The sequence below is a fragment of the Porphyromonas canoris genome (genome assembly GCF_000769115.1).
Lineage (GTDB): Bacteria > Bacteroidota > Bacteroidia > Bacteroidales > Porphyromonadaceae > Porphyromonas_A > Porphyromonas_A canoris.
This window is the reverse complement of record NZ_JQZV01000003.1, coordinates 188368-214625: the sequence shown is the minus strand read 5'-3', so window position 1 is coordinate 214625 and position 26258 is coordinate 188368. Positions and strand designations below refer to the sequence as shown.

Sequence of the window (26258 nt, the reverse complement as noted above, 5' to 3'; positions counted from 1 at the left end):
ACCTTAGTTTATCTTCTTGATAATTTCCATTCCCTTCTTAATGGCCTCCTCATTCATCGGAATAAGTTTGTGGTGTCTTTCAGGAAGAGATTTCTTAAGTCCCAAGGTGATGTGTTGCAAATCCACAATAGGAGCAACTTTCAAAAGACCTCCAAGAATAATCATATTGAAAACCTTATCATTCGCCATCTCTACGGAAGCCTTAACTCCTTCTACAAGATAAATATTGATATCATCTCTTTTAGGAGGTACGGGGATAGAGTTATCATCATAAATCAAGATACCTCCTGGCTTTACCGAATTCAAAAACTTATCCAATGAAGGTTGATTCAACACTACTACAATATCATAGGAGTTAAGAATCGGAGAGCTTACCTTATCATCACTCACTATAACGGTAACATTGGCTGTACCACCACGTTGTTCCGGACCATAAGCAGGCATCCAAGAAACTTCTTTTCCTCCCATAAGTCCAGAGTAAGCCAATATTTTACCCATTGATAGTACACCCTGTCCGCCAAAGCCGGCTATTAGTATTTCACAAGTCATGGTTCGTATTCTTTTAGTATAGTTAAGTACTCTGTTTTTCCTCTACCAATTTTACTCATTCTTAAGGTCTCCGAGAGGATACATTGGGAACATATTCTCTTCCATCCATTCATTGGATTTTGCAGGAGAAAGTTTCCAACCAGAGTTACAAGTAGATACCACCTCTACGATAGAAGTTCCTTTGCCATCGAGAGAGTTTTGGAACGCTTTCTTTATGGCGGCTTTTGTCTTACGCACATTAGCCGGTTTATGAACAGCCTGACGTGTTACATAGCAAGTGCCATCAAGCTGAGCAAGAAGATTTCCTATCTTAAGCGGATAACCATTCATTTCAACAGTACGCCCTTGCGGAGAGGTAGCTGTTTTCATTCCGGGAAGTGTGGTAGGTGCCATCTGCCCTCCGGTCATACCATAAATACCATTATTGATAAATATTATGGCAATATTCTCGCCTCTGTTCGCAGCATGAATAGTTTCAGCTGTACCGATAGCTGCCAAGTCCCCATCCCCTTGATATGTAAACACAAGTTTTTCCGGCATAAGTCTCTTTATCGCCGTTGCCAAGGCAGGAGCTCTACCATGAGCGGCCTCTTGCCAGTCAATATCAATATAGCGATAGGCAAACACAGCACATCCAACCGGTGCTATACCGATTGTTTTATCTGCGTAGCCCATTTCCTCTAAAACTTCAGCTACAAGTTTGTGTACCACTCCATGACTACAACCGGGGCAATAGTGCATAGTGGTATCATTGAGAAGTGTCGGTTTTTTATAGACCAAGTTCTCAGGCTTGATTATATCTTGAATATTCATTGTGGTATATATTTCAGATGAAGTTACGAATAATATATTGGAAAATCCTGACAAAGACAGCTGTAAAACCGGTGGTGAAAAAGAAGAGTCTTTGTTCCGGTACTGCAAAGTACAAAACTAAAGTAGCCAAAACCAAAATATAAAATACTATTGTAAGTATGCTATACAACTTCTTCATTCCAATACTTATCAAAGCTTCCTTTGTGACGAATTCAAATTCTCCAACCTTCTTAATATTTATGCCTTTGGAAAGCGTTCCTTAAGAGCTTCAAAGATTTCAACAGGAGAGAATATCATTCCTCCCTGACGACCGGTATGGTAAACAGGAACCTTACCATTAACGGCAAGTCTTACATCCTCTACCATCTGACCAGCATTCAACTCTGCAGATAAAAATCCCTTACAACGATCCGCCAATTCTGAAATAATCTTTGAAGGGAAAGGCCACAAAGTTATAGGTCTTACCAAACCAACTTTATATCCATTTTCACGAGCAATTTCAAGAGCTTTTCCTGCTATACGACTAGCTGATCCAAACGCTACTATAATATAGTCTGCATCTTCACATTGAGTAAGTTCGTAACGCACTTCATTCTTCTCTATCGCTTCATATTTAGCTTGAAGGCGATGATTATTCTCTTCCATCACTTTAGGATCAAGCTCCAAAGAGGTAATAATATTAGGCTTATTGCGCGTATTACCGACAGTAGCCCATGGATACTTTTCACGAATCTCTTCTTCTGTCATACGTTCACGCTGTGGAGGAAGAATAACTTTCTCCATCATCTGACCGATAACGCCATCAGATAGAATGATAGCAGGATTACGATATTTGAATGCAAGATCAAACCCAAGAGCCACAAAATCAGCCATTTCTTGCACAGAATTCGGAGCAAGCGTTATGAGTCTGTAATCCCCATGTCCACCACCTTTGACTGTTTGAAAGTAGTCGGCTTGACTGGGCTGAATAGTACCAAGACCAGGACCTCCACGCATTACATTCAAAAGAAGACATGGGAGCTCAGCTCCTGCAATGTACGAAATACCTTCTTGCTTCAAACTCATACCAGGGCTTGAAGAAGATGTCATTACTCGCTTACCACAACCAGCTCCTCCATAGACCATATTAATAGCAGCAACTTCACTTTCTGCTTGAAGTACCACCATACCAGTTGTTTCCCATGGAGCATCATCCATGAGAGTTTCCATTACCTCACTCTGAGGTGTAATAGGGTATCCAAAATACCCATCGCAACCATACCTTACAGCTGCCTTGGCAATGGCTTCATTGCCTTTCATCAATTGAATATCTTGTTGAGACATATCTTTTTCGTTTCTTTTTGTTCTATAGATACAGCAAAAAGTATTCTATTTCCGAATATTTTTGCCACAAATCATCCTTCCACTTTCATTCTGTAAACGGTAATACACCCGTCTGGACATACTAAACCACAATTAGAACATCCGATGCAATTATCCGGATTTTCCATATAAGCATAGTGATATCCCTTGCTATTCACCTCATGAGGTTGTAGAGAAAGTGTTGATGTTGGACAAGAAACTACACAAAGATTGCAACCCTTACACCTTTGCTCATTCACCACCACGGCGCCTTTGATTTTTGCCATATCAAGCGTGATTTAAGATTTAAATTTATTGTTGTTTATGTAATAGTAATTCGATCTCTCTTTATTATATCTTGAAATCCATCCAAAGGTAGGAATTTTAGTTGATATTTTTCTCCATTTCTTGTTTTTAACACTAAATTTGCAGATAGTTATCTACACCTATTGCTCTAAAAAAAGCCTAACCATCACATTGTCAAATATTTTAAGCAGATCACATACAATAGCATTAAATAGGTATTATACAAATGAAAAAGACAAGCAAATCCACTGCAAGAATTAATTACAACTACCTATATTTGGGTATATCAAATATCTTTCATACATTTGCAGCATAAACAAAAAACAACCGGTATTACTATTACAAAAACATTTAGTTATGGCTTATTTGATTAATGGAAATTGTATTGCTTGCGGTACTTGTATGGCAGAGTGTCCTACCGACTCTATCTCCGAAGGCGATATCTACGTAATCGATCCTGATACTTGCGTAGATTGTGGTGCTTGTGCAGCCGTTTGCCCTACAGAAAGTATCGAACAACAATAATAGCCCATAGTGATATTGGGCTTAGATGAGTGTTGATATATACCCGACTTTCTTGGAAAAGTCGGGTATATTGTTTTTATAGCTTTTAGAACTAAATCTCATAGGATTTATATAAAGAAACAAGGCAGATTCATTTAGTAAAACTGAAAAACACAAACACCTTGCTCTGTAGAAGCAAACTTTATTTCCTTTCTCATAAATAACGTACCTTTGTCTGCTTGGATCTTTTTTCATACAAGAATTTCTTTCCAAACAGACACAAATCTAACCATGGCAGGTATCTACATACATGTACCTTTTTGTAGTAAGAAATGTTCCTACTGTGACTTCTATTCTGTAGTCAGTAAGAGCTACATGACTCAATATATTCAATCTCTCCTACTTGAGATAAAGGGTAGAGCAAGGGAATATAATGGACTATTGGATTCCCAAGATAAAATAGAAACCATATACATAGGGGGAGGAACACCTTCTCTCCTTTCTAATACCGATATTGCCACTATAATAGAATCCCTGCGTAAATATTTCAAAGTCTTGCCTGAAACGGAGATTACGATAGAGGTAAATCCAGAATCGGTAAGTAAAAAAAATCTTTCAGAATACCGAAATATTGGTATCAATAGAATAAGTATGGGAGTACAGAGTTTTAATGATCAACTATTAAAATCCATTTCTCGAAGCCACACCTCTATTGGGGCTATCCATGCGATTGATACCATAAAAGGATCAGGAATAGAAAATCTATCCATTGACCTTATTTATGGTCTTCCCGGTCAAACATCAGAAATGTGGAAAAAAGATTTGGATAAGCTTTTCAGTCTTGATATACCACACTTGTCTGCGTACCATCTGATTTATGAGGAGGGAACTCCAATGTGGTATTTTAGAAAAAGAGGAAAATTTCAAGAGACTCCGGAAGAAACAAGTATTGAGATGGCCAAATACCTGTACACCTCCACAGAATCTCACGGACTAATTCCTTACGAGATCTCTGCTTTTGCAAAAAAGGGATTTGAAAGCAGACACAATAGTGCATATTGGTTTGGAAAACCGTACTTAGCCTTTGGACCATCTGCGCATGGCTATATTCATCCTCTTCGTTGGTCTATATCTCCCTCCATCGTAAAATACATTCAAAATCCGCTGTCTGAGAATATACGACACACAGAGATTATATCTCATGAAGAGTCTCTGGAAGAGTATATATTAACTCGAATGCGAACTCTTCAACATGGAATATCTCTTGACTATATCTATAAGGAGTATGGAAAAACTTCTTATGATAGAGTTAAGCACGTAATAGACAAAAATATTTCTTGTGGTCTTATCCGAGAACTCCTCAATAATCATTATGCTCTCACATACGATGGAATACTACTTATGGATGCTATAATATTAGAAATGGTTTCGGAGTAAGTATTCTGGTCAGATCGTTCATTTACAAAAGAATCCTCAAAAGAAATATAGCCGTAGACCTCCTTATCTACGGCTATATTTTGTTGTACCCAGACCCGGGGTCGAACCGGGATGGAAGTGAATCCACTGGTGTTTGAGACCAGCGCGTCTACCGATTCCGCCATCTGGGCATCTTTGTCTTATTGCGTTGCAAAGTTAGTATTATTATTGAAAACTGCAATAGATATACACTAAAAACAATAACAATTCTGCTGTTTTATTCATTCTCAATCTCTCTAAGAAGATTACCAATGGCATCTTCAAGTATATCTATCACATGATCAAACCCCTCGGCTCCTCCATAATACGGATCCGGAACATGATCAAAAGCTCTATCCGAACTACAAAAATCTGTTAGCATCTTTATCTTCTTGCTCTCCTCTTCAGTACAAGCCAAAGAAAGTAAGTAATCTCTGTTAGAATGATCCATAGGCAAAATCAAGTCAAACTTTTCAAAATCCGAATACCTTACTTTTCTTGATATGGAATCGACGTTATACCCTCTTTTATTTCCATGAAATATCATTCTGGGATCTGCCTTTTCTCCCTCATGATATCCGGCAGTTCCGGCAGAATCTATCACATACTCATAACGTGTACTTCTCGATTCCAAAAACTTCTTAGCCACGGCTTCCGCAGCAGCAGAACGACAGATATTACCAAGACAGACAAATAAAATACACTTTTTCGGTTTATTGTTTTGTTTCATATTATTTTATCATAAGACTACCATACAGGGTCCACATCGTAAAAGACTCTCAAGTTCGACGAAGGTCTATTAAGAGCATACACGCTATTCTGTATCCGTACCATCATCTGTTTGACGTCCTGTATGGGAAATTGTACCGGCACCTTTACCCATATTCTAAACCCTATGGAAGCATTTACTTTTTTTACCGGGAATGGAGCAGGGCCCAAAGTAGTGCAATCTGATAAGTTAGATACCAGCATGGATATCATCTCACGAGTGTACCCCAATGCTTCTCTCCGATCCTTACTTTCCACAGAGATAGAAATCATTCGAGAAAAAGGCGGATACAGCAGAGAATGTCTCTCCTTCAAAGCCATAGCAGTAAAACTTTCATGATCTGATCTTAGGACATTATCTATAACCGGATGATGTGGATTGAAAGTTTGAATTACAACTCTCTTCAAATGCTTTGGAGTATATCTCCATTCGTACATACACTGAAAGACTCTTTCTTCTGCCCGAAAGTCTGGTCTTGCAAACAAAATATCAAGATTGGTTACAGCAATACAATCGGCTCCATGAAGTAGAGCAAATGAAGGACGACCCTTTGGAGAAAGAATGATGTCGGCATCTTCCCATCCGGAATCGAATTTAGAGTCCTCTACTCTAATGGGGATACTAGGGTATAATTCTCTTACCTCATCAGCCAAACGCTCTATACCTGTTCCTTCCTCTTTTAAGCTTTTTCCCTCGCATTCTAAACATTTCTCAGGTTTCGGCTTATGGTATCCACAAATAGCACAAACAAGCTCTCCTCCCTCCTTGTATATTTTAAGAGGAATCTTGCAATCCGGACAGTTTTCTACATGACCGCATTGAACGCAGCTAATACCCTTGGCATAACCATACCTGTGATGCAGAATAAGTACTTTGCCAGATTCAGAGAGTGTCTTCTGTATAGCACTTTGTAGTTCAAAAGAGAGAAGCCTGCCATTCACACGATTCTTATCAAAAGCCTCGCGTAGATCTACAACATCTACGCTACACTCCCTATCCTTTGAAGGATCCACATACTCAAAAGAGAGCAATCTATATGTTCCCTTCTTTGCTTGCATGCAACTTTCTAAAGAAGGCGTTCTTGAACAAAGTAAAACATCTGCTTCTTTCCGCATGAGGCGAGCCATCATAAGAGCTGTATGAACTGCAGAGTATCGGGGATTAGGTTCTATCTGTTTGTAAGAACTATCCTCTTCTCCCAATACAATAACTCCTTTAAGAGAGACAATAGGAAGAAGTACGACAGATCTAACACCGACGAAAATATAACCTCCACCTTCCGATAGGGACTTGTTCCACACGGACTCTTTCTGTATTCCACTACTATTGGCATCATAGAGTTCTACTTTTTCCGGAAATAGTACCCGAAGAAATGGAAGAGCTTTATAAAGCAGTTCGGCAGAAGGATACAAAAGCAATACATTTCCCTTGGCTTCTATTTTCTCCTCAATCCAATGAATAGGTAAACTTGTATATGGAGCAGAATAGTCAAACTCCCCATGTATTAACTGAATTTGGATATTCTGTGCGGATTGTTCCAAACATCTTCTCCATGCCTGTTGTGATTGTTTCAGCTCCTCTTCAGGAATAACAAGAGTATAAGAAGATACAGACGAGGCATCTACGATTCTTAGGAAGCCTGACTCAATTAGACTTTTAACAATTTCCGGAGAAGTATTGTACTTCTCAGCTATATAGCTACGAGTGAAATAACGGATATTTTTTTCTTCTCTGACAGCTGCAGCTACTCGAATCATCTGCTTCCGTTTGGAATACCTCTGAAGAAATAGCTTCCACTCTTCTACTATTATATCAGGGCATAATTCTCCCTTTTGAGAGGCTAAAAAAGATTCCGAAACAGTAACTAATGTTCTGGTTCTATGAGTGCGATTATCCAACTCCGGCATATTCTCTTCCAGTGAAGAAGGAAGACAAGCTTTCCAAACCTCTCCCATCGTACACATATAGTAAAGAGAAATCCATTCCCACAACTTTACTATGGATTGAGGTATCTTAGGAAGGGGGAAAACATCCGAGACATTCTTGTAGGAGATTCCCTCATGAGGAGGAAGCTCTCTTTTTTGTACAACAAGCCCGGTGTACAATATTTTTCCTACATAAACACGTACTATGGAGCCAATATCAATTCCCAATGTTTCCTCTTCCACCCTGTATGTGTATGGAGTAGGAACAAGTAGCGGAACTATGACATCTACATAATACATCTGTTATAATTAACGAGGAGCCCTCATATAAAGGAAAAATGCAACCGGAATGAATATGATATTAGGCAGCCAAGCTCCTAAAGCAGGCGGAATGGCTCCCGAAGCAGAGTAGGTACTGAAAAATGTAAACAGCAATATATATGTAAAGGTAAGAGCTAAACCTATTGCAATATTCAGCCCCATTCCACCTTTAACCTTTCTAAGAGAGAGTGTTGCTCCTATAACGGTCAATATAAATGCAGCCAGGATGGAGGCAAATCTCCGATGATACTCTATCTGAAAGCGTTGAATACTTCCCAAGCCTCTATCTCTCTGTCTGTCTATATACCTCCCTAATGTCGCTGTGGTGAGCTGCTCACTATCCTCATCGGACATCACCAGATCTGCTGGCGTTATCGGGATTACCGTGTCTTTGGCTGTACCTGTTGAGACCTTTTCGTAAAGCCCTTCAAAATCTCGTATCATATAGTCTGTAAGAGTCCAGTGATAAAGAGAGTCATACGTTACCATCTGTGCGGTTAATCTCGATACCAATGTTTTCCCCTCGAATTTTTCCAAAGAGAAAAAGCCTCCGGAATTATTGATAATATCGAAAGAAGAGAAAAATGCCAAGACTCCGGGAGCTACCTCTGCCTGTAAATTGGAGCCATGTACGTTCTTTTTATCATCGATATATCTGTTCTGAAACTCTATTCTTACCACATTCAGCTTGGGCACGATATAGCTACTGAGCAAAAAAGTAGCGAATGCCAATACCGTTGCAGATATCATATAGGGTTTCATGATACGCTTCAAGCTCATCCCCGAAGACTGCATGGCTATGATCTCGGAGTTATTAGCCAGCTTGGAAGTAAAGAATATAACGCTAAGGAAGATAAACAGCGGAGCAAGCAGGTTGGCATAGTATGGAATAAAAGCCATGTAATAGTTGAATACGATCTCACGCAGAGTGAGTTCCGGATTGGAAAACTCGGAGATCTTCTCCTGAATATCTATCACCACGATTATAGCCATGATGAGGGATATAATAAACAGAAACGTTCCGAGAAACTGCTTTATTATATATCTATCTAAGCGTGTCAATCCTATTTTACTCCAAAACTTTGCCATCGTGTATCTTCTTTATAGACGTCTCATAAGCACCGGAATCATCCTATCTTTCCATGCCTTAAATGTCCCTGCCAGGATCTGCTTTCTGGCTTCTCTGACCAAATCCAGATAGAAAGCCAGATTATGCACGGAAGCAATCTGGAAGCCTAACAACTCTTTGCTGTGAATAAGATGTCTAACATACGCCTTAGAATACCTCTGATCCACATGGGAAGAGCCGTTCGGATAAAGTGGAGAAAAATCGTCAGCCCACTTTTGGTTTCTCATGTTCATGGTTCCCTCCCAAGTAAAGAGCATTCCGTTTCTACCGTTTCTGGTAGGCATGATGCAGTCAAACATATCTATCCCCCTCTCTATTGCTTCCAATATATTTTCGGGAGTACCCACCCCCATCAGGTAGCGAGGCTTATCTTGCGGGAGCTCTTCGTTTACAATCTCGATCATATCATACATAACCTCCGCTGGTTCCCCCACGGCAAGTCCCCCGATTGCATTTCCATCCGCCCCATAGTCTGCCACTCTTTTTGCGGCATCCCGTCTAAGATCTGGGTAAGTACAGCCTTGCACAATAGGGAAAAGGCTCTGATTATAGCCATAATGCGGTTCTGTCTCGTTGAATCTCTTAAAACAACGTTCAAGCCAACGCTCTGTCAGCCCAAGAGACTTCTTTGCATAAGCATAATCAGAAGTTCCGGGAGGACACTCATCAAAGGCCATGATAATATCTGCACCTATTAGTCTCTCTATGTCCATCACCTTTTCCGGAGTGAAAAGATGCTTTGAGCCATCCAGGTGAGAGCGAAACTCCACTCCCTCTTCCATAATCTTTCTTATCTCTGTAAGGGAAAAGACCTGAAAGCCGCCACTATCTGTAAGAATGGGTCCATCCCATGTTCCAAACTTGTGTAGCCCTCCGGCTTTGTAGAGGATATCCGTACCGGGTCTCAAATAGAGATGGTATGTGTTTCCAAGTATTATTTCCGCCCCTATATCTTCACGCAGTTCGTGCATATAGACAGCCTTAACACTGCCCAACGTACCCACAGGCATGAATATAGGGGTGTGAATATCTCCATGATCCGTATGCAGAACACCTACTCTGGCATTGCTGTTCGGATCTTTATATTGCAATTCATATTTCATTACCACAAAGGTATTACTTCTGTCTTTAATATCAAGAAGAGACAGGGCTAATCCTCATCCCACCAGTCGGAGAGATCCCCTACTCCCTTGAAGCGATCCAGCTCTCTTCTTTCCTTTTTAGTGGGTCGTCCCAACCCTCTTGAGCGATCCACAAAACCGGAAAGCTTATTCAGCTCCAATATTTCATACTCGCTTTCCGGTGTCAGATTCTCAAGATATTGGTCTACAAGCTTGGCTCCGACACGGCTATTCAGTAACGCTTTCACTCTGAAAGTGTAGGTTATCGGAGGCTTGCGTACCTTTATTATATCCCCCACCCTCACTATTGCAGAGGGCTTGGCGGGCTGATCTCTTAGCTCCACTCTATTCTTTTTGCACTCTTCTGCAGCAATAGAGCGTGTTTTATACACCCGAGTAGCCCAAAGCCACTTGTCTATTCTTCCGTCGCCGGAGTGTTCTTTGTCTGACATTCCTGCTTCACTGCTTTAGTGTTTACGTTATTCATTGCCCGCTCTATACCCATTAGGGCAAAAAGTTTTATCCCCTCACAGGCACGTTCTCCTATTTCGAGCAGAGCCTTTTCCTCTTCGGGAGTAAATTTATCAAGCACATAATCCACCTGCTCGCCTTTATGAAAATTATTGCCGATACCCACTCTTAGGCGAGCATACTTTTGAGATCCCAATATCTGGGCTATATGTTTCAGGCCATTATGACCTCCATCACTTCCCGATGGCTTCATTCTCAATGTTCCGAGCGGCAGAGAGAGATCGTCTGTAACGATAAGAAGATTTTCTACCGGGATATTCTCTTTCGTCATCCAGTATCTCACGGCATTTCCGCTCAGGTTCATGTAAGTAGATGGCTTTAGCAGAATGAGGATTTTATTCTTCACTCTAACCTGTGCCACTGCCCCATATCTATCATCCGAAAAGTCTGCGACGAAGTCCGGAACCAACCCATTGACAACTCTAAAGCCGACATTGTGGCGAGTTCCCATATATTCTGCTCCGACATTTCCGAGTCCGACAACAAGATATTTATTACTCATGCTTATCTATGTGTATCCTTATGAGAAGTATTCAACATCTCATCTGCTATCTCTTCCAACTTATAGTACCACTCTTTTCCAAATCTTCTTATCAGCGGTTCTTTTAGAAACTGATAGACTCTCATATTTAGCTTTTTACCTTTTACCAATGCCGGCTTGCAGATTTCCCACTCGTGGTAGTTTACGGCGGTAAAAGAAGAGTATTCGGTCAGCCTTACGGGGTAGAGATGACAAGATACAGGTTTATAGAACGATCGTTGCTTGTTTTCGGTGTAAGCCTTTTCAAAAGCGCAGCGACACCATCCATTTTCTTCCGAGAGAGAAAAGACACAATCTCTACCACCTATGATGGAGGTAACGAGATCTCCATCGCTATCTCTGTAAGCAGGTCCGTTCTGTTCGAGATAGTTCAGATGTTTTTCCGGAAGATATTCCCGAACCACATCATAGCACTCTGCAATCTTTGGGAGTTCGTTCTCTTCCAAAGGAGCACCACTCTCTCCCTCTATGCAGCAAGCTCCTTTACAAGCTTCCAGATCGCAGCAGAAATATGTCTCTATAACGTCTCTGCTTACTATGGCTCCGTCTATCTCTATCACTGTATCGCTAATGTATTACAAATCGACCTCTTTCTTTAGAAACAAATATCTGCCCACAAGCTTTGAGACTTACAGGCAGATATTTCTATATGCTGAGCTACGCACAGCGGCAATAAAGATTACTTACCGGCTTTTGCGGCAGCACCTCTTGCAGCACGAGTAAGCTTAACTGCGGCTACAACGTTGTTCTTAGCATTCATTAGCTCAAGATTGTCAAAAGATAGCTGACCAATCTGCAATGTCTTGCCCAAGCCCAAGTTTGTTACATCAATAGAAAGGAATTCAGGAATGTTTTTGTAAAGTCCCTTCACACGGATTTTTCTCATCTCAAGGCTCAACTTACCACCGGCCTTAACACCTTCTGCGTGGCCTGTAAGCTTAACAGGAACATCTATCACAATAGGCTTAGCTTCTTCTACTTGAAGGAAGTCAATGTGAAGAATACGGTCTGTTACAGGATGGAACTGTATATCCTTCAAGATACATGTAGTAGCCTTACCATCAATATTCATGTTTACCACGAAGATATCAGGAGAGTAGATGAGTTTACGTACTGCATCGTCCGTTACCACGATAGACTGATTAAAGTTTGCACCGTATATTACAGCAGGAATGTTGTCCCCCTTACGGAGCTCCTTTGATGCCTTCTTTCCAAGGTCTTGACGTGCCGATGCACTTAGGTCAAATGTTTTCATTTCGTAAATTTAATTGTTGTGTTACTCAAAATTAGCGTTTCGCTAATTCCCCATCACACGTAGGGCTTTCGCAAAATCTGTGCAAAGATAATGCTTTTCCGTGAGAATGAAAAACATCATACGCCAGAACTTTCGGCACGAACGAGATCTTAGAAACGTCTATATACCAGCATGGTACATCTTCTCAGGGATCATTTTTCTTCTTAACACGATCATAAATAGCTTTGAATACGTTTAGAAATGGCTCTAAAGCTTGATAATATTAGAAATCAAGACCTGAATCGGAGAAATCGAGACTTGAAAACCGGAAATCAAGCCGCAAGTTCCAAAAAGCGAGACTTGATTTGCAACTCCAAACAGATTAAAAGAGAAAAATAAACCTGTTTATTACAATATTCGGACAGGTTAAAAGAGAGTTCTAAAAGAGCTTCAGAAATCTTGCAATCCTTTTCCACTCTGCTTTATCTTCTTCCGAAAATGTGTCCTGATAGCGTTGCACACTATCCGCAGGCACTATAAGATACCTGTTTGGACGACCGGTTCTTCTGGCAACAAACGTATAATGCTCTTTCCACTCCTCTATGGATATACGGTTTTGTCTGTCTATGCCGATCTGCATACTCAACATTTTTCCAAGCCGAGTGTATGGTTGATATTGGTTGCTTATGAAGTTTCCAAGAGAGTAAACCACCGGGACAGATTTTCCACCCGATGAAAGCAAAGTATCCGACGGCTGTACCACATGCGGATGCATTCCCACAATGGCATCTACACCGTTATCTGCAAGCCATTGAGCCTCTTTTTTCTGATCTCCACTTGGAGTGAGGCTATACTCTATACCCCAATGCATGGAGGCTATGATAAAGTCTGCTCCTAATGCTTTTACTTTTTCGAGATCGTTCTTAATGGCGATGGCATCTATCAAGTTTACTCTGACAGGCTCAAAGAATGGAATACCGTTAGTCCCGTAAGTGTATGCCAAGAAGGCAATCTTCACTCCCAATGTATCTATGACAAGAGGATTTCTCATACGATAATCCTCTTCCGAACGGAAAGAGCCCGTACTGCGTATTCCCACACCATCCAATATATCAAGCGTTCTGATCACTCCTTTATTACCCCTATCACACGTATGATTATTAGCAGTAGTAAGGATATCCACACCGACATCCCTAAGATCCGAAGCCAAAATATCGGGACTGCTGAATGTAGGATAGCCGGTATAAGGCTCTCCTCCAAAGGTTGTTTCAAGATTTCCAATGACCAAGTCAGCACCCTTGAAATAGGAAGACACCGCATCAAATACAGGCTTAAAGTCATGCTTTTTCTGTTTCCCATCCCAAGCTGCGTCTACTTGAGGTTTATGGCTCATTATGTCTCCGAGAAAGAGGAAACGAAGCCGGCGATATTCGGGAATAGAATCTTGTTCTTTTTTTTCTGCAGAATGTTCCCTGCCCTTTGCTGTTCCACCACAAGAAAGAAGAAGAAAAAAAAGAAACACGATCCCTACAACCGGATTGATTTTTTTGAAAACGTTTTTTGTCATTGGAAGAATAAGCGGTTTTATCAAATGATATATTTTCTCTTTATATGGGGTTGTTATTTCGGATATAGCCTGTTCGGTGCTGTTGAGAATGCCCATTTGGTAGCAAAGATAAGTGAGTTAGAGTGAAGCACAAGCATATCAGATTGTTTATTTCTACACTTTTCTCACAATTCTCTCTTCGGTTAAATTGAACAAAAGAGAGATTAAACGAGGTCATTTTGGTAACTTTGCCCCTCATACAGAACAGAAATCGTATCGTGAAAGAGCATTTGAGCATACAGAATTTGTGCAGGAAGATTTGTGAGTCGTCCCCGACCAAGAGATTAAAAGAGACCCTTTCCGACCGAAGCAATTCGGTAAAAAAAATCTCATTGGAAGGTATCTGTGGTTCATTCCCTGCTGTTTTGACAGCAGACCTGATGCAGCAAACAAATAGAAGCATCCTCCACATAGCACAAGATAAAGAGAGTGCCGGATATTTCTATAATGATATTGTCTCTATCTTGGGAGCAGAGGAGGCAGAGCGAAAAGCATTTTTCTTTCCCTCCAGATACAACCGAGGTATCAAGTACGGTAGCGTAGACAGTGCCAATGAGGTGCTAAGAACACAAGCGATAGAAGCTCTTTCGCACGAGACATCCCCTAAAATCATTGTCTCTTATCCGGATGCCGTGGCAGAAAAGATACCGGACACTGCCGGTGCAGACAGCCATCTCCGAATGGAAGTAAGCGTAGGCGATACCATCGACAGAGCTCATCTGCGGACGGTACTCTGGAATATGGGAATGAACGAAACGGACTACGTCTACTCTCCGGGGGAGTTTGCCGTTCGCGGAAGCCTGATAGACATCTTCTCTTTTGCCTACGAGTATCCGGTGCGGATAGACTTCTTTGATGATGAGATAGAGAGCATCCGTACATTCGACTGCGTGGATCAATGCTCCATAGAGAAGATAGAGAAAGCCGTTATCACTCCCCCTATCAGCAATGAGACGATAACACACGGAGAGGCAATACTGAATCTCCTGCCGGAAGACACAATCATATTCATAGAAAACAGTGTACAGCTGCACAATGCACTACAAGAGTTGTATGAGAGTAAGCCTGTACATCCGGAAAGCAACAGCATAAAGACAGAAAAAGAGCTTCAAGAACTTCTCATCTCTCCGGGGCAGTTTGAACATCTTTTAGGGGAAAAGAAAACTATTCTTTCGGGTTTCATCCCCGCAGAAGAACGGCATTTATGGAAGAGTATCTCCTTTAAGCAAAATCCCGAACCACTGTACCATAAACAGTTTGATAGGCTTATAGAGGAGGTTGAGAAGTATCAAAAGGAGAATGGTTACACGGTCTACATCATGAGTAGACAGGAAAGCCAGCTTCAAAGACTAACCCATATCTTTCAAGAGAAAGGTGCTTCCACCCATTTTTCATCCGTTACACCCACTCTGCATGCCGGATTTATAGATCACGAGACACGCATTGTTCTTCTGACGGATCACTCCATTTTTGAAAGATTTCACAGATACAAGACCAAAGCCGACCGCATCAAGCAAAATGTGGCAACCCTATCCATAAAAGATATTCAGGGGTTCAGCTTCGGGGATTATGTCGTACACATCAATCATGGCATAGGACAGTTTGCCGGGCTTCTCACTATGGAGCAGAACGGGAAAAGGCAAGAGTACGTCCGTGTAAACTATAAAGGAGGAGACAGCATCTATGTAAGCATACACTCTCTGCACCATCTTTCCAAATACAAATCCAAAGAGAGCGATACACCTCCGGCTTTGAGCAAACTCGGATCCGGTGCTTGGGAAAAGCTGAAAGAGACAACAAAGAAGAAGGTTAAAGATATTGCCCGTGATCTTATCAAGCTTTACGCTTCCCGTATGGAGCAAAAGGGATTTGCTTTTTCGCCGGATACCTACCTGCAAGAAGAGTTGGAAAGCTCTTTCATGTACGAAGACACACCGGATCAGGAGAAGACAACTGCCGAAGTGAAGCACGACATGGAACAACCCGTACCTATGGATCGTCTTGTCTGTGGAGATGTAGGCTTCGGAAAGACCGAGATAGCCATACGTGCTGCATTCAAAGCGGCTACGGACAATAAGCAGGTAGCTGTTTTGGTACCAACGACCGTACTGGCGTATCAACACTACAGGACATTTAAGAAAAGGCTGAAAAACTTTCCCGTGAATATTGCATACCTCTCCAGAGCAAAGTCGGCAAAAGAGCAGAGAGACATACTAACCGGACTGAAAGAAGGCAAGATAGACATCATCATAGGTACTCATAAGCTGGTAGGGAAAGAGGTTATCTTCAAGGATCTTGGGCTTCTGATCATAGACGAAGAGCAGAAGTTTGGTGTCTCCGTAAAGGAAAAGCTGAGACAGTTGAGAGCCAATGTGGATACGCTGACCCTGACAGCCACACCCATTCCGCGTACTTTGCAGTTTTCTCTAATGGGAGCAAGAGACCTGTCTAATATTCTAACTCCCCCACCCAACAGGCATCCGATCTATACGGAACTATCTACATACAATGGAGAGAATATTGCCGAAGCCATCAACTTTGAGCTTGCAAGAGGAGGACAAATCTTTTTTGTTCACAACAGAATACACAATCTGAACGATATTGCATCGGACATCGTACGTGCAGTACCCGACATCAGAATAGGTATTGCACACGGACAGATGGCTCCGAAAGAGGTAGAAAAAATCCTTATGGACTTTGTGGATCATCGCTATGATCTCCTTTTAGCCACTTCGATAGTAGAGAATGGTATAGATGTTCCCAATGCCAACACCATCATTATCAATGATGCGCACAGATACGGACTGAGTGATCTGCATCAGCTTAGAGGGAGAGTCGGGAGAAGTGATAAGAAAGCTTTCTGCCATCTGATGGTTCCACCCAAAGAGTATCTCACTCCCGAAGCAGTCCGGAGACTGGAAGCGATAACCTCTTATACGGATTTGGGCAGTGGCATTCATATCGCCATGCAAGACCTTGACATACGTGGAGCCGGAAATATGCTTGGGGCAGAACAGAGCGGCTTCATTGCAGATATAGGCTACGAAACGTATAAGAAGATCTTGGAAGAGGCTGTCGGCGAAATCAGAAACGAAGAATTTGGGGAGGTGAAAGCTTACTCCTCATCGAGCAACAAAGAGTATGTGAAAGAGACCATCATAGAAACAGACTTTGATGCTTACTTTCCGGACGACTATGTACCCGGCGACCAGGAAAAGCTTGCCCTGTACCGAAAGCTGGAAGACCTTACCGACCATGACTCTCTCCGTATCTATACGGAAAAATTGCTGGACAGATTCGGCAAGTTACCACCGGAAGCGGAGAACCTGTTGGAGCTTATCTTGATCAAATGGAAGGGTAAGGCACTCGGTTTGGAGAAGATTGTACTAAAAGGCAACAGAATGAATATGCAGTTTGTCTCCGATGAAAAAAGCCCGTTCTACCGGTCTGAGACTTTCTCTGCAATCTTATCGAGTCCGATTCTTATCAAACGAAAGATGCAGTTCAAGCAGGTTGGCAACAAAAGATTACTGATAGTTCCGACAATCGAAAGCATCAAGGAAGCCTCTTCTGTGTTGGATCAATTACTTTCTCAATAGCTATACAAAACGATCTTATAACGTTAAAAAGATGCTCTGAGCCGATTCAGGAAAAAAGATCACGGCTTGATTGGTAAAATTCAAGCTTTGAACTGCGTAAATCAAGGCATGATTTTTCCAAGACAAGACATGATTTCACAAAATCAAGCCTTGATTTCGATCTCCGAACAGGTTTAGCCGTTTTTATTAACGTGAATACAAAAAGAGATTGGAATGTTCAAACAAATTTACATTCCAATCTCTTCTATTTTTCAGTGCCGTATATCTTGCCGCCTGTTAAGCGTCTCCCTTCAGGAATAGAGCTTTTACCTCTTCTGCTATTGCTTCTGCCTCTTTCATGGTAGGAGCTTCGGAGTAGATCCGGACAATAGGCTCGGTATTGCTCTTTCGGATTTGCACCCAAGTGGTTTCAAAGTCCAACTTCAGCCCATCCGTAGTGGTAGGAGTGGCTTGAGGATAATGGCTCCGAATCTTGGATATCATTGCCGAAAAGTCTGTGCAGTCATCAATCTGCACTTTAGTCTTGAACATACAATACTGTGGAAGTATTTCCCTCATCTGTGTAGGCTTTAGCATCCGTTTTGCAAGTGCCGTGAGGAAGAGAGCGATACCCACCATTGCATCTCTTCCGTAGTGCAATGCAGGGAAGATTACTCCCCCATTTCCTTCTCCGCCAATAAGAGCACCGACCTCTTTCATCTTTGCCACGACATTTACTTCACCCACATTTGCAGGATAGTATTGCCCTCCTCTTGCAAGAGTAACATCTCTAAGACCACGAGAAGAAGAGAGATTGGAGACCGTGGTATGCTGTCCCGGAGTGATGTCCAACAGATAGTCCGCAACGGCTATTAGTGTATTCTCCTCACCAAACATGGAGCCATCTTCGCATATAACCGCAAGTCTGTCCGCATCCGGATCTACTGCAAAACCGACGTGTGCCTGCTCCTCCACAACGACAGAAGAGATGTCTGTAAGATTGTGAGGCAGTGGTTCCGGATCGTGAGCAAACTCACCATTGGGTGTGCCGTGAATCAAAAGAATATCTCTTATGCCCAATGCCTCCAAAAGATTCGGTACAATAACAGCCCCGACAGAGTTTACACAGTCTACCGCAACCTTCAGCCTTGCACGACTGATGGCATCGACATCAACCTGAGGCAGAGCCACGACATCGTCTATATGCTTTTGAGTGTAGTCTTTTCGATAAATCCTGCCTATCTCATCTACCGGAGAGAAGTTCAGAGCATCGCTTTCTGCCAAAGCAATGAGTGCCTTTCCCTCTTTGTCGCTAAGGAACTCGCCTTTTTCGTTGAGTAACTTTAGGGCATTCCAATGTTTGGGATTGTGGCTTGCGGTGATAATGATGCCTCCATCTGCTTGCTCGTAAATCACTGCCATTTCTGTGGTAGGAGTGGATGCAAGATCTATATCTACAACATTGAATCCCATGGCTACAAGAGTTCCTGTTACAATATTCTTGACCATAGGTCCCGATATACGGGCATCTCGCCCAACCACTATCTTGTTGCTGCGAACAGTGGAAGACTCTCTTATGAGAGAGGCATAAGCTGCCGTAAACTTAGCGATATTCACAGGGTTCAATCCTTCTTCAACGGATCCTCCTATCGTTCCCCGAATACCTGAAATAGACTTTATTAAACTCATATACTCTAACGAATGTATCTTTTGTGGATATATAAATATGCAAAAACCTGCATGATGCAGGCTTTTACTTCTTAAACTTAAACTCTACAAGTTCATAAAACACGGGCTCTCCGTTTTGCTGAATCTCCGCCACACCGGGTCCGTACTTGAATGATACTATCATCTGTACTTTTCCTCCGTCTCCGACATAAGGGAGTACAAAGTTCATCGCCGGAGCCAGATAGTTGTTGTATGGTGAATGAGACACAGTAGAGGAGACAAGAATCTCTCTTCCCTCTTTCACATAAACAAAGTTGCAGGGATATGTTCCGGATTTGGTAGGACTGATATTATCGTAAATACTCTTTTCCTCTTGAGCAAAACGTTCCATCTTGAACCGGGTAAGCACAATGGTCTTTCCCGATATAAGCTTCTTTTCCATATCTCCACGGTTTACAATGCGGAGATAAATACCATCTTTGACTTCAAAAAACTCATTCTCCGGAGAGGCTTGCCCTTCTGCCGGTTCGGAAGTAATCTTGAAGTTGTTCTTTGAAACAAATTCTGCTATCTGTCTTTTCTCTCTCTTGATGATGTCCACATAGGAAAGCCTGTTCTTATCACAAGAGATAAAAAGAGAGGCAAGAAAAATCGTTGCAAGAGATAGTATGAAGTGTGTCTTCTTGTTTGCCATGATATATCGTAATGGTCTGCTTAAATAATCTGTCTGTTCACTATTCCTTTCAAAGGTAGTAAAAATATTACGGATGCATCTTCTCTAATGCTTTGAGAACCTCTTGATAAGCCTCTTCTAAAGTTCCGTAGAACTCGGCACCCGAAGCATTTCTATGTCCTCCTCCCGAAAAATAGGATGAAGCAAAGAGATTGCACGCAAAAGGATCTTTGGATCGGAAAGAGAGCTTAATAAAGTTGGACTGCTCGTACAAATAGATCGAGAACAGAATTTCTTTTGCTTCAAGAGGAACATTGACCAGCCCGTCCGTGTCTCCTATCTTGTAGTTAAATCTGTTCTTCTCTGCTTTTGAAAGTGTGATTATGGCTGTCTTTTTCTCCGGCAAAACCGTAAGATTGTTGGAGACAGCGTAGGCATTAAGCCTTACTTTATCTATGGAATAGCCTCTGTTTACACGAGCCGACACATCGTCTTTATCCAATCCGAGCTCTATCATTTCGGATAAAACGGTATAGATATGCGGATCATTGGAGTTGTAAGAAAAGCCTCCCGTGTCAGTCATCATACCTACATAGAAACAGGTTATGGCATCCAGCGTAAAAAGTTCCTTGTATCCGCAGAGAGATAAAATGGTGTAAGTCAAAAGAGAGGTAGAGGAAACAGTCGGATAGGAAAAGACCAAATCCGAGAAATCGGCAGGATCCAAATGATGGTCGATAAGAATCTTATATGCCTTTGAACGGCAAAGGCTATCGGACATTTCGGCTGTACGGTACGGATCGTTGAAGTCAAGAGAGAATATAATATCCGCTTCTTCCAATATGCGAGAAGCTTTTTCCGGTGTCTCTTTAGCAATGGTATGTATCTCCAAATCTGCAAGGAAGCTGAAACTTTCGGGGTATCTGGAAGGGAAAATAATATCCGCCTCTATCCCTTTGTTTTTCAAAACATGATACAGCCCCAATGAAGAACCTACGGCATCACCATCCGGTGAAACATGAGTAATGATAGCAACCTTATCCGTTCTCTTTATTCCTTCTATCTTTTCTCTTAGGTGATCTATTTTTGTTGTGTCCAGTTCTTTTATCATCGTTTCTTTTATGGGTGTTACGCCCTTGTTGTGTTCTGTTTGTTTGCTTTCTGTACGTTTTTCGTCTCGCTTTGGAGCGCTCCGTGGAAGGGGCATATACGGGGGCTTCACCTAAATCAGGTGTCAAAGGGATCTTTTTTACCTCGTATTCAAGAAAGCGTTCTATCTTGTAAAATTCGTTTTGCTCATCCTGTCCGACAAGAGTAATGGCAATGCCATAGTCATTATCTCCTCTTGCTGTACGGCCAATACGGTGTACATAGTCTTCCGGATCTCTCGGAACATCAAGGTTGATGACCATCTCTATCTGGTCTACATCTATTCCCCTAGCCACAATATCCGTAGCGACCAAAAGATCTATCTTACCGTTCTTAAAGTCTCTCATCACCTCTTCTCGTTTTGACTGATCGAGGTCGGAGTGCATTTCGCACAGTTTTATATGCTTTCGGGAAAGGGTTGTAGAGAGTTGGCGCACCTTTTCCTTGGAAGAAGCAAATATGATACTCCTTTTAGGAGTGTGTTCCTTAAAGAGCTGGAGAATGATTGGAAGCTTTTGAGGCTCGTAGCAGATATAGGCTCTCTGATCTATGGATGTCGGAGGTTTTGATATGGCAATATTTATCTGTTTCGGATTCTTCATAATATTTGCCGCAAGCTTACGTATATTAGCAGGCATTGTTGCCGAAAACATTATGATCTGACAGCTTTTGGGCAACTGCTCAAATATCTGCATAATATCATCGTAGAAGCCCATATCCAACATTCTGTCCGCTTCATCCAAAATGAAGAAACTCAGTTGAGAGAGATCCACAGCCTCGAAATTGAGATGCGATAATAACCTTCCGGGAGTAGCGACAACAATATCTACACCCATGGCGAGACCTCTTCGCTGTTGTTCCCACTCGCTTCCGCCGGTTCCTCCATATACTGCCGTTGCGGAAACATCAACAAAGTAAGCAAAGCCCTGTATCTGATTATCTATCTGCTGAGCCAGCTCTCGTGTAGGAGCCATAATTACTGCGTTGACCTTATTGTTAGGAAAATCTCCATCTGCAAGCATGCTCAAAAGAGGAAGAACATAGGCTGCTGTCTTTCCTGTTCCCGTTTGAGCGCAGGCAATAAGGTCATCCCCGTCCAAGATAACAGGGATCGCCAGCTTTTGTATTGGTGATGGTTCTTTGAAGTTCATAGCCTCCAAACCATCCATCACATTCGGATTAAGATCAAACTGATCAAATGTATTTTCTATACTATTTTCTATATCGTTCTCCATTATCAAGTTCAGAGATTAAAGTGTAGGTAGCATGCCGTAACGTTGAACAACTTCCGTCCACGTTCCTTTTGTATAAGCCAAAGAGATAACAGAGTCGAGATTTGCCTTCAACTTCTCCTGGCCTATGTTCAGAACCCAAGTATGTTTAAGCAAAAAGCTGACATCTGTATCAATAACCAAGTTGGGAAGTTTTGCCGCATAAGATCCGGCAATATTTTTCTCACAAATGACGTAAGCGAGAACTCCTTCTGAAACCGAGCGAATCAGCTTTTCCTGACTCTCTTCTGTCTGACGGATTTGAAGATCAGGAATACTCTCTTGAGAGAGGTGACTTATTAACACCTCCATTGCAGGGAAGCCACTTGGTACGCTGATCTCTTTCCCTCTCAAGCTATCCAATGTAAAAGGAGAAATGTTATCGCCATCCGGGATATGTCGCATAAGGACATAGGAGGAGGAGTAGACAGGACGAGTATAAATGAAATCCTCACTACTATCAAGCATTGTCAGGTAAGAAGTGGCAAGTATATCCAAACGGTTACTCTTGAGATCATCCAAAGACTCTGCATGAGATGTATATGGAACTATCTTGTAATCCTTATCCATCTTAGGCAAAAGCTTGATAAGCTCAACCTGTAAACCGGAAAGAGAGTCTCCCTTTATGGATATATCCTGTGGAGAGAGAACGACTCCGATACGAATATTTTCATCATCAGCACCGGCTTTCTTCTCCGATAACAGAGTAAACAACTTATATCCACCAAAACCAAAAAGCAGAACAAGAGCAACACCTAAAAGAATAGGTAAACGCAAATGAGCATTTCGCCCTCCTTTGTTTACTTGAATATATCTGTTGGACATGGCTTCTAAGATTTTGTGTTAGTTTCTAAAGTCCACAATCACTCCCAGTCTCAACATAGGAGGATAGGTCGGATAGTGTGGAAGAGAGAAGTATTTCGGATCGAGGAATAACGCTCCCACATTGTAATAGGTCAAGAAAAAGCGTGCTCTTTTAAGGTGTGCACTTACATAAGCATTCATGTGTACCGCATCTCCTCCCCCTATCGTTATATCGTTTTGAGGCACCAAAAGCTGAGTGGATGGTTCGTAGTACGGAGCCTTGTAGGCTGTATGCCAATAAGCATCTACTCCCAGTTGCAGAGTCAATACCTTTGCCAAAACGGTCTGAACGTACAGATTGCTATACGCCATTAGAGACGGATATTGGTATATCTTGTCATTGCTCAGATACTGATACTCTACCATATTGTCCCAATGGAAAGGTCCAAGCTTCAAGTTCTGTTCAAGCTCCACGCCTATTGCCCTAAAATTGTCATTCAATTGGGCAGGTACTCCTTCCGAACCGACATAGATTGGATTTTGGATTGTCTCGACATTTGCTTTAATCCTGGTAGAAGTAAAAGGAATAGAAAGTTCTCCTCCCAATCGAAGTCTTTGTACCGGATTAAAGCTGTTTTCCCAGAGATTGAAAGTACTGCTGAACCTTCTTAATATAAGAGGTGTACGTTCGTTTCTTAGTTCACCGAAAAGTCGTACAACGTGTCTTTTATTTGCAATGGATATGGCATACTGTGCTTCTGCATCCACAGATAAGTTTCCGGCATAAGCACCCACAGTACCCAGATCCCCACTCAGATAGTAAGTAAACCTTTTCCCCTTGGTAGAAGATAGCCTTGCACCGACATAAGTGGTAGATTCATCCGTTTTGTAAGGAGTTATTTGAGGATTTTGTTCGCCTTCCGGAATCATCGGAGGAAGAACATAACTGTCGTACTGATACCTTATATATCCTGCCAATCCCATCTTTGCCCACTTGTGGAAACCCTCTTCCAGAGCGATACCGACCGTACCACCATAAGATTCTGCAATGTGTTCTTCATCCGGATAGAACTTAGCTTCTTCCGTCTTAGGGAGATATTGCTTTTTGTAGATCTCGGTAATATTCGACATCTGAGACACAAAACGGCGTCTGTGTCTGTTGTAAGTGAAGTCATTGAAGATGGTTGTTACGGGGACAAATTCCCTTTTAAGAGAGTCTTTTTCCGTAGGTGCTTTTCTTGTGATACCCAAACTATATCTGTGATGAAAGCGCGCTTCCGAGAAGATATTCCTATTCCAGGTACGTTGCAGCTTTACCGGAATATCTTTTGGAAGGAATGAACGGCGCCCCGAAGTAAACTCTTTCGGATTGGTAATGTACTTATCCTCCGTTATACCTCCGCTTTCAAAGTGTACTATATTAGTGTTTCCAACAGAAGCATAGGCTTTATACCTGTCGCCCTCGTAGTTGGCAAATATCCGATAAGTGATGTTTTTACTCTTGGACGATGCGTACTGTCCGTTGGCATAGTCGTAGTCGAACAACCCTCCAAGATTAAGTTCTTTACCGAGATTCATACTAAAGAGAGTATGAAAGTTACTCTCCTCCGAACTACTGCCGCCCGACTTTGCATAACTGGAAGATGTATAAGGAACTTTGGTATCGAACCACTTCTGCTCTATCCCCGAACGCAACAGATAAAAATAGGGATTGTAGAACGGAAAGAGAAGTGTGGTGGAATTGGGAGAAAAGTAAGATTTTGAGAAATACGGCGATGCATATGTCCCGCCGGCATATCCGGAAGCAATGGTACGCCCTTCCACGATGGCTCTTCTATACCATCCTATCTTTAGAGTATCGAGAGGAGCCACTCTTTTGTCCCCTAAATGTGAAGAGAGGTAGTAGGCAAAGAGATTGCCATGGCGGTCTCTATCGCTGTCCTCATTCAGGTCTACCTCATCATGTGCATGCTCTCTCTCGTCCATCTTCTCCTTATGCTGCGCATGGAGAGATAGAGAAGATAAAAAGAACAGAACCGTATAAAAGAGAATATATCTCGTATGACTTATCGTCCGGAAAAAGTATTTTGTCTGCATAAAGAGCTATCTGTTAGAAGATGCAAGCCTCTTTTTCTTCTGCGGATACTTCCGTGTCATAGCCCAGTAGCGAAGTTTAAGTACACCGAAGAACGCTTCTCCAAAGATGGAAGTATTCATCTTTGAGGTACCCAAGACCCTATTGACAAAAATGATAGGTACTTCTCGGATATCGAAGCCACACAGCTTGGCGGTATATTTCATTTCTATCTGAAAAGCGTATCCTTTGAAATGAATCTTATCAAGTTCCATTGTCTCCAACACTTCTCGCCTGTAACCGACAAATCCGGCAGTGGTATCGTTCACCTTCAATCCGGTAATCATCCTCACATACACAGAAGCAAAATAGGACATCAATACTCGTCCAAGAGGCCAGTTTACAACATTCACTCCGTTGCAGTAACGAGATCCGACAGCCACATCGGCACCTTCATAAGCGCATGCACGATAGAGTTTAAGGAGATCAAGAGGGTTATGACTAAAATCGGCATCCATCTCAAAGATGTAATGATAACCCGATTTCAATGCCCAATCGAACCCTGCCAAATAGGCGGTTCCAAGCCCCTGTTTTCCCGGACGTTCAAGAAGAAAGAGTCTTCCGTCAAGCTCTCCCTGTACCCGTTTAACGGCACCGGCTGTTCCGTCAGGAGAGTTGTCATCCACGACAAGAACATGAAAATCTCCTTCAAGACCCATTACAGCCCGAATGATGTTCTCAATATTCTCTATTTCATTGTACGTTGGAATGATGACCAACTTACTCTCCGCAGTTTGCAAATCCATTAGAGTGATGTTTCTTTTGTATGCAAATATAGCATATTCCATTCAATCCCACTCTCTTCTTGGCACGAAGAATCTTCTCATTTAACGTTA

General features: G+C 42.0%; 23 protein-coding genes and 1 tRNA gene. 3 read left to right on the top strand and 21 right to left on the bottom strand.

Annotated elements, in window-relative coordinates; genetic code table 11:
• Positions 1-3: 3 nt before the first annotated feature.
• The 4 genes from HQ43_RS01620 to HQ43_RS09625 form a co-directional block, all read right to left on the bottom strand.
• Positions 4-549, bottom strand: coding sequence for a 2-oxoacid:acceptor oxidoreductase family protein (locus tag HQ43_RS01620; RefSeq protein ID WP_036788835.1), 546 nt, complete (start codon positions 547-549; stop codon positions 4-6).
• Between the two features lie 51 nt (positions 550-600).
• On the bottom strand, positions 601-1362 hold the full coding sequence (locus tag HQ43_RS01615) for a thiamine pyrophosphate-dependent enzyme (protein WP_036788833.1): 762 nt from the start codon (positions 1360-1362) through the stop codon (positions 601-603).
• A gap of 237 nt (positions 1363-1599) precedes the next feature.
• On the bottom strand, positions 1600-2685 hold the full coding sequence (locus HQ43_RS01610; protein WP_036788831.1) for a 3-methyl-2-oxobutanoate dehydrogenase subunit VorB: 1086 nt from the start codon (positions 2683-2685) through the stop codon (positions 1600-1602).
• A gap of 71 nt (positions 2686-2756) precedes the next feature.
• Positions 2757-2990, bottom strand: a complete 234-nt coding sequence (locus tag HQ43_RS09625; RefSeq protein ID WP_081964510.1) for a 4Fe-4S binding protein — start codon at positions 2988-2990, stop codon at positions 2757-2759.
• 376 nt (positions 2991-3366) lie between these two features.
• Here HQ43_RS09625 and HQ43_RS09620 point away from each other — a divergent pair, with 376 nt between their 5' ends.
• The gene (locus HQ43_RS09620) at positions 3367-3534 is read left to right on the top strand and encodes a DUF362 domain-containing protein (protein ID WP_081964509.1); all 168 of its coding nucleotides are present in this window, start codon (positions 3367-3369) and stop codon (positions 3532-3534) included.
• Positions 3535-3804: 270 nt separating this feature from the next.
• Positions 3805-4950, top strand: a complete 1146-nt coding sequence (gene hemW / locus HQ43_RS01605) for a radical SAM family heme chaperone HemW (protein WP_036788829.1) — start codon at positions 3805-3807, stop codon at positions 4948-4950.
• Positions 4951-5036: 86 nt separating this feature from the next.
• On the opposite strand, the gene HQ43_RS01600 is transcribed toward hemW, so the two are convergent.
• From HQ43_RS01600 to HQ43_RS01555, 10 genes are all read right to left on the bottom strand, one after another.
• Positions 5037-5120 (bottom strand) — tRNA-Leu (locus HQ43_RS01600).
• A gap of 86 nt (positions 5121-5206) precedes the next feature.
• On the bottom strand, positions 5207-5698 hold the full coding sequence (locus HQ43_RS01595) for a low molecular weight protein-tyrosine-phosphatase (RefSeq protein ID WP_036788827.1): 492 nt from the start codon (positions 5696-5698) through the stop codon (positions 5207-5209).
• Positions 5699-5715: 17 nt separating this feature from the next.
• Entirely contained in the window at positions 5716-7962 is a 2247-nt protein-coding gene (priA, locus tag HQ43_RS01590; protein ID WP_036788825.1) for a replication restart helicase PriA, read from the bottom strand.
• A gap of 9 nt (positions 7963-7971) precedes the next feature.
• Positions 7972-9072 carry an LptF/LptG family permease gene (locus HQ43_RS01585; RefSeq protein WP_036788823.1) on the bottom strand — a complete coding sequence of 367 codons (1101 nt, stop codon included), beginning with the start codon at positions 9070-9072 and terminating at the stop codon, positions 7972-7974.
• Positions 9073-9084: 12 nt separating this feature from the next.
• Positions 9085-10215 carry a tRNA guanosine(34) transglycosylase Tgt gene (tgt, locus tag HQ43_RS01580; RefSeq protein WP_036788822.1) on the bottom strand — a complete coding sequence of 377 codons (1131 nt, stop codon included), beginning with the start codon at positions 10213-10215 and terminating at the stop codon, positions 9085-9087.
• 47 nt (positions 10216-10262) lie between these two features.
• Positions 10263-10685, bottom strand: coding sequence for an RNA-binding S4 domain-containing protein (locus HQ43_RS01575; protein WP_036788820.1), 423 nt, complete (start codon positions 10683-10685; stop codon positions 10263-10265).
• On the bottom strand, positions 10649-11266 hold the full coding sequence (gene pth, locus HQ43_RS01570) for an aminoacyl-tRNA hydrolase (RefSeq protein WP_052103003.1): 618 nt from the start codon (positions 11264-11266) through the stop codon (positions 10649-10651). Before pth ends, HQ43_RS01575 begins: the two co-directional genes overlap by 37 nt.
• Before the next feature lie 2 nt (positions 11267-11268).
• Complete coding sequence (locus tag HQ43_RS01565) at positions 11269-11865, bottom strand: DUF3109 family protein (RefSeq protein WP_036788818.1); 597 nt, start codon at positions 11863-11865, stop codon at positions 11269-11271.
• Between the two features lie 119 nt (positions 11866-11984).
• Positions 11985-12560, bottom strand: a complete 576-nt coding sequence (locus tag HQ43_RS01560) for a 50S ribosomal protein L25/general stress protein Ctc (protein WP_036788816.1) — start codon at positions 12558-12560, stop codon at positions 11985-11987.
• Positions 12561-12978: 418 nt separating this feature from the next.
• Positions 12979-14106: a CapA family protein gene (locus tag HQ43_RS01555; protein ID WP_262501530.1), complete on the bottom strand. Its 1128-nt coding sequence runs from the start codon at positions 14104-14106 to the stop codon at positions 12979-12981.
• Positions 14107-14363: 257 nt separating this feature from the next.
• Between HQ43_RS01555 and mfd the strand changes: the two genes are divergently transcribed.
• Positions 14364-17744, top strand: coding sequence for a transcription-repair coupling factor (gene mfd, locus HQ43_RS01550; protein ID WP_235305936.1), 3381 nt, complete (start codon positions 14364-14366; stop codon positions 17742-17744).
• 276 nt (positions 17745-18020) lie between these two features.
• Here mfd and glmM read toward each other — a convergent pair whose 3' ends face one another.
• The 7 genes from glmM to HQ43_RS01515 form a co-directional block, all read right to left on the bottom strand.
• The gene (glmM, locus tag HQ43_RS01545) at positions 18021-19412 is read right to left on the bottom strand and encodes a phosphoglucosamine mutase (RefSeq protein WP_036788813.1); all 1392 of its coding nucleotides are present in this window, start codon (positions 19410-19412) and stop codon (positions 18021-18023) included.
• A 64-nt stretch (positions 19413-19476) separates the two neighbouring features.
• Positions 19477-20085, bottom strand: a complete 609-nt coding sequence (locus HQ43_RS01540; protein WP_036788811.1) for a DUF4827 family protein — start codon at positions 20083-20085, stop codon at positions 19477-19479.
• A 67-nt stretch (positions 20086-20152) separates the two neighbouring features.
• Positions 20153-21175 (bottom strand): DHH family phosphoesterase, encoded by a 1023-nt coding sequence (locus HQ43_RS01535; protein ID WP_036788810.1) that lies wholly within the window; start codon positions 21173-21175, stop codon positions 20153-20155.
• The gene (locus HQ43_RS01530; protein ID WP_052103001.1) at positions 21102-22448 is read right to left on the bottom strand and encodes a DEAD/DEAH box helicase; all 1347 of its coding nucleotides are present in this window, start codon (positions 22446-22448) and stop codon (positions 21102-21104) included. The genes HQ43_RS01535 and HQ43_RS01530 overlap by 74 nt, the downstream gene beginning before the upstream one ends.
• A 15-nt stretch (positions 22449-22463) precedes the next feature.
• On the bottom strand, positions 22464-23309 hold the full coding sequence (locus tag HQ43_RS01525) for a transporter substrate-binding domain-containing protein (RefSeq protein ID WP_036788808.1): 846 nt from the start codon (positions 23307-23309) through the stop codon (positions 22464-22466).
• Between the two features lie 18 nt (positions 23310-23327).
• Positions 23328-25385 carry a putative porin gene (locus HQ43_RS01520; RefSeq protein WP_036788806.1) on the bottom strand — a complete coding sequence of 686 codons (2058 nt, stop codon included), beginning with the start codon at positions 25383-25385 and terminating at the stop codon, positions 23328-23330.
• A 6-nt stretch (positions 25386-25391) separates the two neighbouring features.
• Positions 25392-26168: a polyprenol monophosphomannose synthase gene (locus tag HQ43_RS01515; RefSeq protein ID WP_036788803.1), complete on the bottom strand. Its 777-nt coding sequence runs from the start codon at positions 26166-26168 to the stop codon at positions 25392-25394.
• Positions 26169-26258 lie beyond the last annotated feature (90 nt).